Raw genomic sequence first — 7,859 nt, 5'->3', positions numbered from 1 at the left:
TCACTTCATCGTTATCATTGACGATGAAGTAACCGTTACCGGTAATCGCCATATCAAGGCCGTTATCAGTGAACTCAACATTACCTTGGCTGTGGATCTGACGAATAGCCTGCACCTGCACACCATCACCAACGTCGGTTACCCCACCGCCAAAAAAGCTATTTGAATAGGCATCACCAAATTCAGCACGTGAACGCTTGAAACCAACCGTACTTGCATTCGCAATATTATTACCAGTGACCTCGAGGTCTGTTGCGGATACTTTTAATCCACTGAGTGCTACATTGAATGTCATATTGAACCTCTACTGATTAATTAATTAATTTCGCGCACGTTCTCTAACGGAACGCCACCTAAGCCAGCCAAGTTAAGTGTCACTTCGCCGCTTTGAGCGATTGATACACTATTCACTTGCGAAGCAAACAAGGTATCGACCTGCTCAGCGCCCGCGCTTGTTTTTATTTCTGCTTTTATTGTGTATTTGTCTGCAGGCATCTGATCACCCTGCTCATTCAAACCATCCCATTCAAACGGCACTGAACCGGCAAATTGTTGCCCAAGGTCAACACGCCGCACGAGCTCACCTGAACCATTCAAAATAGAGATAGAAAGATTGCTAGTTCCAGACGGAATGTCTGCAATGCCGCTAATCGTTCCACTTGCCGAAAGTGGAGCCTCAGCGCCTGGCACCAACACAGAGCGCCCAACCATGGCAGACGCTTGCAATGCTTGTGTAGACTGGAACTTATTGGTGAAGTTATTCACCGTGTTGTTAATTTGTTGCATTTCTTCTAGCGCACTAAATTCAGCTAGCTGCGAGATAAAGGCACCGTTATCTTGAGGCTCAAGAGGGTTTTGATTCTCGAGCTGAGCGATCATCAGATCCAAAAACTCGTTTTTACCCAAGTCACCTTTCTTTGCCGCTTCGCCGTTATTTTCTAAGCGATACTGCGCTAGAGGATCAGCAACACCGGAGGTATTAATACTTGTCATCGTCTATCTCGCCTATTGGCCTAAAGTTAAAATTCGTTGCATCATGGTTTTGGCTGCCTCCATGACATCGACATTTGTTTGAAAACTGCGCGAGGCGGACATCATGTCAGCCATTTCCTCTACAACATTCACATTGGGATATATGACGTAGCCCTGCTCATCCGCCAAAGGGTGATCCGGCTGATAACGCATATCCAACGCTGCATCACTCTCGACAATACCTTTAATCTGAACACCTTGAGAACCCGCATCTGTCATACTCGGCATTGCACCTGTCATAGCGCTTTCTTGAATCGCTGCAAATACAGGCTTTCGCGCTCGATACACTTCGCCAGTACTGCTCGCTGCACTATCTGCATTCGCGATGTTACTGGCGGTTGTATTTAAACGTACCGACTGTGCCGACATGCCAGAACCGGCAATATTAAAAATGGAATTTAAAGACATGCTTATTCACCCTTTATTGCTTTGCTTAGGGATTTAAACTTTCCATTCAAGAACTGAAAGCTCGCCTGATAGTCGAGAACATTCTTGGTAAATTCAGCAAGCTCTTGCTGCGTATCTACTGTGTTCCCGTCTACGGATGGCTGAGTTGGCGTTCGGTAAAGAACTTCCGCTCCGGATTGACCTTGGTTCGGAGCAATGTGACCGCCTTGCGTAGCGCTCATCGCTAACTGCCCATCAAGCATGCTTTGCTGTTCAGCCATCGCCGCTTTGAAGTCAATGTCGCGCGCTTTGAATCCGGGAGTATCTGCATTTGCTAAGTTGTTTGCCATCAACTCAGCACGCTGCACTCGAAGCTCTACAGCTTGCGGGTGAACGCCTAATGCATTTTGAAATGAAATCGCCATTTAACTCATCCTAGTTAATCTAAGAGGTTAAAAAGCAAGAGAAGTGCCAATTATTTTTTCTTATTTTTCAATAACTTATAAATTGCCGCTTTTATTGCCCGCGGCAAGGCTTATCCGTCATGCGACGCTAGCGTTATTGGCCAGTCCAAAAAGAAAAACTATCCTCTAAAACGGGGTCTACAATACGCTTTGCGTCTCCTTCAGGCGTTCCTATATATAAAAAGCCGACGAGACTTTCGTGCTCAGAAATTCCTAAACCACGCTTCACAACAGAGTCGACTGCCATATCGCCCGTTCGCCACATCCCTCCAAAACCTTCTGCTTGTAAAGCCAAAAGGATGTAGGACAACCCGGCAGCAACACATTGCTCCTGTTCAAAATAAGGCACTTTGGGATGATCGATATTCTTCGAAACGGCCACTAAAATCATCGGTGCGCGAAACGGCATTTTTTTACACTTTTCGATCTTCGCTTCACCACAATCTGGATTGGCCGCAACTGCAGCCTGCGCAAATAGCTCACCTAGCTTGGTTCGCGCATCACCTTCCACAATCAAATATCGCCCTGGGCGAAGTACCTTGTGGTCAGGCGCACGTAGTGCACTTTTCAAAATACCTTTTAATTGTTCACCTTCAGGTGCAGGTGAAACTAATCGTGGAAAAGACACGCGCTGATGCAAGAAGTTTAGGATGCTGTTTTCATAGCTCATGATGAATCGCTTTACACAGAGAACATTTGTTAATAAAAAAAGGAGGTGCTAACCTAAGCCACCAAAATTAAGGCTAGGCAAGACTCAAGCAGCAATAATACAGAATAAGCGCGCTTGCCTAAATAGATTGCGAAGAAAGGAAATACCCAGTTTTACGAACACCTCTTTTATTCGTTTGGGCAGTAAACTATGGCAAGTGAACCAAGTATAATTAATTATGATGCGCCGCCGTCAGTCATGCCGGCCTATAATGGGCGCGTACTTGCTTACCTAACGTCTACTCTCACCTTTATTACGGGCATTTTATTAGGTCATTTTGATAAGAACCTAATTTGGTTTGTGCCTTTCGCCATGCTTTGGCCCCACCTTTTATATTTCTTCGTTCGTCATTTCAAACTCGCTGATAATCCAACCGCTCGTGAAGTAACCTTACTTATAGACGGTGTTATTGTTGGGTGTACGATTGTTCTCATCGAATTCAGCCTCACTGCTTCTTTATTCTCGATCATTATGGGTGCGTTTAGCTTCATTGTTGTAGGAGGTATGAAGCTATTAGTACTCGGCTGCATCACAGCATCTATATCGCTAGGATTAAGCGGCTTAATTTTCGGATTTAACTTCAATATAAATGAGCCGGTATTGGTGACTCTTGTGGCTGGTATTGGGGCAGGTGTCTATGTTGCTGTTACCGCATATTACACACACCAACAAGCGAAGGCCTTGGTAAAAGCGAAGTCACAGATTCAGCATCAACGAGAACAGTCGATCTCACTATCGCATAAGCTTGCGAAGTATCTTTCACCACAAGTATGGCAATCTATCTTTACCGGTGAACGTGACGTTCGTCTTGAAACGCAACGTAAGAAATTAACGATCTTCTTCTCAGACATTAAGGGCTTTACCGAACTTGCTGAGGAAATGGAGCCAGAGAGCCTCACTGAGCTTCTGAATAGCTACTTTAATGAGATGTCTCAAATCGCATTAAAGTATGGCGGCACTATTGATAAGTTTGTCGGCGATTCGATCATGATCTTCTTTGGCGACCCGACAAGCCGCGGACCAAAAGAAGATACGCTTGCCTGTGTAGCCATGGCGATCGAGATGCGTAAGCACATGAAGATTCTCCGCCAAAAATGGCAAAGCCAAGGGATCAAAACACCTCTACAAATTCGTATCGGCATCAGTACTGGATACAGCACGGTAGGTAACTTCGGCGCCGAGAATCGCATGGATTATACGATCATCGGAAAAGAGGTTAATCTTGCGTCTCGTCTTGAGAGCTTAGCGGAGCCTGGAGAAATACTGATCTCTTACGAGACCTTCTCGTTAGTCAAAGATAAGGTAATGTGTAGAGATAAAGGCGAGATCACTGTAAAAGGATTCTCTCGCCCTGTGCCAATTTATCAGATCGTCGATTTCCGCAGAGATATTGGCGCTGGCCAGAGTTTTATCGAACATGAAACAGGCGGCTTTGCGCTGTACTTAGACACCGAAAAAGTCACAACTGAAGAGAAAGACTTAGTTGTTCGGGCCCTTGAGCGCGCCGCGGAAAAACTCAAGGACCGCGATTAAATCAAATAGTTCTCTTTTAAGAACTACTGCCTAACATATCGCTTTTGAGGACAGACAGAAACACGGTCTTCGGTTGCTCGATAAGGGTTGATATCTAAGCCCCCGCGGCGCGTATAACGAGCCATCACACTCAAAGATGTACATCCACACTTCGCCAAAATATCAGTAAATATTTGCTCACAGCAATGTTCGTGAAAGTCCTGACAATTGCGGAAAGACACCACGTAGCGCAGCAAACTTTCACGATCAATCTTAGGCCCGTTGTAGGAAACAACCACAGTCCCCCAATCTGGTTGACCCGTTACCGGACAATTCGATCGTAACAAATCTGAATATAAGGTTTCTTCAACAAGCTCATCGCTATCAGCTTGAAGCAGATCTGCGTTTGGCTCATACACAAAATCTTTGGCATCCAGATGATCAACGCTCTCACCAGCTGGAAGGTTTACCGCTTGAATATCAACAAGGTCGTGTAACTGAACCGTTACTGCAGCACCTGCTGCTGTACTCAAGTCCTGCTCTAACGTTTCAATCAATGCGTCTTTACTTTTTATCTTCTCTTGATTAAATGAATTGAGATACAACTTAAACGACTTAGACTCGATGATATTCTTCGACTGACAAGGAATACTAAAAACTCCAATGGCGACTTCTGGCTTACCATTAGTGTTTAGCCAAGACACCTCAAAACTCGTCCAAACATCTTCACCAGCAAATGGTAAATCCGTTTCTTCGATCCCTAAACTCGCGCGACTTTCACTACGTGCAATTGGGAATAGCACCTCGGGTGCGTATCGATCTAAATAATTCGTTTCTTTACCTAACTGGCTGTTCTCAACAATCGCCATACATACCTCAAATAATTTTCCGTCGCGCTCGTATTGCTATAAAGCAGTTACCACGAAGAATCGCAGTCTAGCTGCGAATGCCCTTGCCTTTAGAAAGTAAAAACAAAGCCGTCGAAAATAATAGAACAATAAAAACAATAACCATCCCAAACGCGAATCGAATATCGATATCACTCACACCCAATATTCCGTAACGAAAAGCATTTACCATATATAAAATTGGGTTCGCTTGAGATACGTTCTGCCAAAACTCTGGCAGAAGCGAAATACTATAGAACACACCACCAAGGTAGGTGAGCGGCGTTAATACAAAAGTAGGGACGATAGAGATGTCATCAAATTTCGTCGCGAATACTGCATTAATAAATCCGCCAAGCGAAAATACAATCGCAGTCAATATCACCATACTGGCCGTCACCAGTACGTTGTGAACAACTAAATCGGTAAAGAATAAAGACAGTAAGGTAACGATAATCCCTACCCCAACACCACGCGCAACACCTCCGGCAACGTAACCGCTCAGCACAACCCAGTTTGGAACAGGTGAAACGAGTATTTCCTCAATACTGCGCTGGAACTTCAAACTAAAGAAAGACGACACCACGTTTGCATAAGAGTTAGTAATCACCGACATCATAATCAAGCCTGGGACAATAAAACTCATATAGTCATAGCCGCCCATTTCTCCGATACGAGGCCCGATAAGATTGCCAAAAATGACAAAATACAAAGCCATGGTAATCGCAGGTGGAAGCATCGTTTGCGCCCAGATTCGTGTAAATCGACGAATCTCTTTTACTACGATGGTCGTAAAAGCAATCCAGATTTGATGTGCGTTCATTTGGTTTGCTCCTTCGAATTTAAGTCTTGGCTAGAGCTAACCAAAGATAAAAACAACTCTTCCAAACGGTTACTTTTATTGCGAATACCCAATACCTTCCAGTCTTCATCTTTGACGGCATCAAAAAACGTCCCTAAGTCTCTTCCCTGCTCGACAGTCAGCTCGATAGCACCGTCGTACGTTAGCGCGGTATCGTATCCATCTAACTCTGGCGCCTTACTTAATGGCGGCGTCGTTTCGAAGACATATGTTTGCTTGGTTAACTTACTCAGCAATTCGTGCTTTGGACTATTCTCGAGAATTTCACCCTTATCAATGATGGCAATATTGCGACACAACTCCTCAGCTTCTTCGAGGTAGTGTGTAGTCAAAATGATGGTAGTACCCGCATCGTTAATTTCTTGAAGGAACTTCCACATGGATCGACGCAGCTCAATGTCAACGCCAGCAGTAGGCTCATCTAGAATCAGCAATTTTGGCTTATGAATAAGTGCTCGTGCGATCATTACACGACGCTTCATGCCACCGGAAAGCATTCGAGCCGGCTCGTTGCGTTTTTCCCAAAGACCAAGTGCTTTTAAATATACTTCTGCGGTTTGCTTCGCCTCTGATGCAGGAATACCGTAATAGCCCGCTTGCGTCACAAGAATATGCTCAACTTTCTCAAACTGGTTGAAATTGACCTCTTGCGGTACGACGCCCAAACAAGTCTTTGCCTTCTCGAGCTCGCGATCTAAGTCATAATCAAAGATTTTTACCGTACCGGACGTTTTATTTACGAGTGAGGAGACAATACCAAGCGTCGTTGATTTACCCGCTCCATTTGGTCCTAACAAAGCAAAGAAGTCCCCCTTCTTCACATTCAAGGAGACATCTTTTAAGGCAACGTGCCCATTGTCGTAAGTCTTGTTCAAGCTCACGATCTCTAACGCATTGGTCATCGAGATATTCACTTTAGTAGGTTTGAGGCAGTTTTTATGAGGGCGCACTTATCAAATTTCAAGCGATCGTCAAAAAAGACTTTGATAAGCGTAGATGAGATTTAGCAAGATCCAATAAGAGCGAAAAAATCATGCAATGCGCATATGAGGAGCGCGCGTAGGAAATGTCAGTTAGAGATATTTAACAGTAAAAAGCCAAGCTTACATGCCCGACATTATATGCTTCAGACTCCATTTAGACGTTGCGCCAGACAGAAGGAAGGCATTCTCATCAATGCCAAATGCTCCCTTAGGCAAACTATCTTTAATATATAGCGCCTCTGCTTCAGAATGACTTTCATTCCATGCTTTTAAATCCAACTTACGGCCGCTTTTCAGCAATTTTTTGTCTTTATCCGTCACAACAATAATCTGTGGAAGCAAACGTCGTTCGCTATTGTGACCTGTAACAATTCCAACTTCTTGAGTGCTCAGTTCAACCAAGGTTCCAGTCGGGAATACGCCAATCGCTTCGATTAAGCGTTCAACAAGATCTTTTTGAAACAGGACGTTTCTTTGCTCATAGAGTTCCGCGACAGCCTCTCGAGGCGACAAACCTTTACTTTCACCCCTAGGCGTAATCATCGTTTGATATTCGTCCACTAAGCCCGCAATTTTTGCTAATAAAGGAATTGTTTGACCAGTGACACCTTTCGGGAACCCTGAACCGTTGTGTCTCTCGGCATGAAACTCAACAATGCTCAACACACTGTCAGGCAAGCCATCACATTCTTTCAGAATATCTAAACTGTGCTGAACGTAGGACTGATAATTTGGGTTCTGCTTGCTATCTTCTGGTTCAGCATCTCTCACAGACTGCTCTAACTTTATCTTTCCGATGTGTGACAAGAGCACGCCAACCGCTAGACTTTTCATCAAAGGCTTTGTTAACCCAAGGTGTCTTGCAAAAACGAGCGCCCAAATCGATGCGCGAACCACATGCTGATAACCTTGTTGATCTTCATCGTCCATTTTTGCCAACCAGATAAGCGCGTCTGGATTGCGAACGACACTCACGACCATGCTCACTGCAAGTTTTTGCGTATCTTGGACGCTTACTTGCTC

Annotated in this window: 10 protein-coding genes; 1 reads left to right on the top strand and 9 read right to left on the bottom strand. The window is 44.5% G+C overall.

Going from position 1 to position 7,859, the window contains the following annotated elements:
• From A3762_RS02150 to A3762_RS02130, 5 genes are all read right to left on the bottom strand, one after another.
• Window positions 1-295, bottom strand: a 295-nt coding sequence (locus tag A3762_RS02150; protein ID WP_156493143.1) for a flagellar hook-basal body complex protein, incomplete at its 3' end; no start/stop codon positions are given.
• A 20-nt stretch (window positions 296-315) separates the two neighbouring features.
• On the bottom strand, window positions 316-993 hold the full coding sequence (locus tag A3762_RS02145) for a flagellar hook assembly protein FlgD (RefSeq protein ID WP_068476539.1): 678 nt from the start codon (window positions 991-993) through the stop codon (window positions 316-318).
• 12 nt (window positions 994-1,005) lie between these two features.
• Window positions 1,006-1,440, bottom strand: coding sequence for a flagellar basal body rod protein FlgC (gene flgC / locus A3762_RS02140; protein WP_068476541.1), 435 nt, complete (start codon window positions 1,438-1,440; stop codon window positions 1,006-1,008).
• A gap of 2 nt (window positions 1,441-1,442) precedes the next feature.
• Entirely contained in the window at window positions 1,443-1,844 is a 402-nt protein-coding gene (gene flgB / locus A3762_RS02135) for a flagellar basal body rod protein FlgB (protein ID WP_068476543.1), read from the bottom strand.
• Between the two features lie 133 nt (window positions 1,845-1,977).
• Window positions 1,978-2,553, bottom strand: a complete 576-nt coding sequence (locus tag A3762_RS02130; protein WP_068753892.1) for a nitroreductase family protein — start codon at window positions 2,551-2,553, stop codon at window positions 1,978-1,980.
• Window positions 2,554-2,742: 189 nt separating this feature from the next.
• On the opposite strand from A3762_RS02130, the gene A3762_RS02125 reads away from it, so the two are divergent.
• Window positions 2,743-4,125 carry an adenylate/guanylate cyclase domain-containing protein gene (locus tag A3762_RS02125; protein WP_068753890.1) on the top strand — a complete coding sequence of 461 codons (1,383 nt, stop codon included), beginning with the start codon at window positions 2,743-2,745 and terminating at the stop codon, window positions 4,123-4,125.
• Window positions 4,126-4,148: 23 nt separating this feature from the next.
• Here the strand turns inward: A3762_RS02125 and queF are convergent, their stop codons facing one another.
• The 4 genes from queF to A3762_RS02105 all read right to left on the bottom strand — a co-directional run.
• Complete coding sequence (queF, locus tag A3762_RS02120; protein ID WP_068753888.1) at window positions 4,149-4,973, bottom strand: NADPH-dependent 7-cyano-7-deazaguanine reductase QueF; 825 nt, start codon at window positions 4,971-4,973, stop codon at window positions 4,149-4,151.
• Window positions 4,974-5,040: 67 nt separating this feature from the next.
• Window positions 5,041-5,814, bottom strand: a complete 774-nt coding sequence (locus A3762_RS02115; protein ID WP_068753886.1) for an ABC transporter permease — start codon at window positions 5,812-5,814, stop codon at window positions 5,041-5,043.
• Window positions 5,811-6,755 carry an ABC transporter ATP-binding protein gene (locus A3762_RS02110; RefSeq protein ID WP_068753884.1) on the bottom strand — a complete coding sequence of 315 codons (945 nt, stop codon included), beginning with the start codon at window positions 6,753-6,755 and terminating at the stop codon, window positions 5,811-5,813. Before A3762_RS02110 ends, A3762_RS02115 begins: the two co-directional genes overlap by 4 nt.
• A 201-nt stretch (window positions 6,756-6,956) precedes the next feature.
• Window positions 6,957-7,859 (bottom strand): HD-GYP domain-containing protein (locus A3762_RS02105; RefSeq protein WP_068753883.1); only part of this gene is annotated, 903 nt, incomplete at its 5' end.

The sequence above is a fragment of the Oleiphilus sp. HI0125 genome, assembly GCF_001635355.1.
The sequence above is the reverse complement of the archived record's forward strand: the minus strand, read 5'-3'. Positions and strand labels throughout refer to the sequence as shown.

Coding starts and splice junctions, on each gene's coding strand:
- A3762_RS02145 (WP_068476539.1), bottom strand. CDS start 993: ATGACAAGTATTAATACCTCCGGTGTTGCTGATCCTCTAGCGCAGTAT.
- flgC (WP_068476541.1), bottom strand. CDS start 1,440: ATGTCTTTAAATTCCATTTTTAATATTGCCGGTTCTGGCATGTCGGCA.
- flgB (WP_068476543.1), bottom strand. CDS start 1,844: ATGGCGATTTCATTTCAAAATGCATTAGGCGTTCACCCGCAAGCTGTA.
- A3762_RS02130 (WP_068753892.1), bottom strand. CDS start 2,553: ATGAGCTATGAAAACAGCATCCTAAACTTCTTGCATCAGCGCGTGTCT.
- A3762_RS02125 (WP_068753890.1), top strand. CDS start 2,743: ATGGCAAGTGAACCAAGTATAATTAATTATGATGCGCCGCCGTCAGTC.
- queF (WP_068753888.1), bottom strand. CDS start 4,973: ATGGCGATTGTTGAGAACAGCCAGTTAGGTAAAGAAACGAATTATTTA.
- A3762_RS02115 (WP_068753886.1), bottom strand. CDS start 5,814: ATGAACGCACATCAAATCTGGATTGCTTTTACGACCATCGTAGTAAAA.
- A3762_RS02110 (WP_068753884.1), bottom strand. CDS start 6,755: ATGACCAATGCGTTAGAGATCGTGAGCTTGAACAAGACTTACGACAAT.